Source organism: Falsiroseomonas sp. RANM36, from assembly GCF_056682175.1.
In genome coordinates this window covers 194885-195777 of record NZ_JBWXTD010000003.1, presented here as the reverse complement: position 1 = coordinate 195777, position 893 = coordinate 194885, and the positions used below count along the sequence as shown (strand labels likewise).

1 protein-coding gene is annotated in these 893 nt (G+C 75.9%); it reads right to left on the bottom strand.

All coding sequences use genetic code 11. The features are described 5' to 3' along the window. Positions 1-124: 124 nt before the first annotated feature. Positions 125-733: a glutathione S-transferase family protein gene (locus AC1MIR_RS05750; RefSeq protein ID WP_480027228.1), complete on the bottom strand. Its 609-nt coding sequence runs from the start codon at positions 731-733 to the stop codon at positions 125-127. Positions 734-893: the final 160 nt, after the last annotated feature.

Genomic DNA, 893 nt, shown 5'->3' with positions numbered 1-893 from the left:
CTTGGGCTGGGGCCCCCTCGCGCTCTACGCCCCGGGCTCCCCGGGGCCCGCTTCCGGCTGGCGCCTCATGCGTGGCGGACCGATCCAGACCTGCGGGGCTGGCGCCCCTCCGTCATCGGGCCGCTCAGCCCTCGCGCATCTTCCGCGCCTTGAGCGCCGCCGGGCGGGTGAGGCAGGCGTCGAGCCAGGCCTTCACCTTCGGGAAGGGCGCGTAGTCGAAGCCGTTCGCCCAGGAGCCGTAGAGCACGGCGGCCAGGTTCACATCGGCGATGGTGAAGGCGCGGCCCAGCAGCCAGGGCCCGCCTTCCGCCAGGTGCTTCTCCAGAACGGCCAGGCGCTGGCCCCGCGCCGCCGCGCCCGCCGCCGCCGCCGCCGCGTCGCGCTGCTCGGCCGGCCGGACATAGGTGTTGTAGGCCCATTGCTGGTGCGTGGGCTCGGCCTCGGTCGCCGCCCAGAGCGTCCATTGCAGCACGCGGGAGGCATCGTCGCCCGTCGGCATCAGCGCCGCGCCGGCCTTGGCGGCGATGTGCAGGTTGATCGCCAGGCTCTCGAACAGCGTGAGGTCGCCGTCCTGCAGCGCCGGGATCTTGCCGTTCGGGTTGACCTTCAGCACCTCGGGCTTGTGCTCGGCGCCGAAGCCGACCGGCACGGTCTCGTAGGCGAGGCCGGCTTCCTCCGCCGCCCAGATGCAGCGGAAGGCGCGGCTTTTCGCGATGCCATGGATGCGCAGCATGGATGTCTCCGTTCCCCTCGGGGGTGCGGAACGGATCGCCCCTTTCGCGCGCGCCGTCCAGACCACGCCGCGGGGGGGGGGGGGGGGGGGGCGGGGGGGGGGGGGGGGGGGGGGGCGGGGCCCCCCCCCCCCCCCCCCCCCCCCCCCCCCCCCCCCCCCC

Coding starts and splice junctions, on each gene's coding strand:
- AC1MIR_RS05750 (WP_480027228.1), bottom strand. CDS start 733: ATGCTGCGCATCCATGGCATCGCGAAAAGCCGCGCCTTCCGCTGCATC.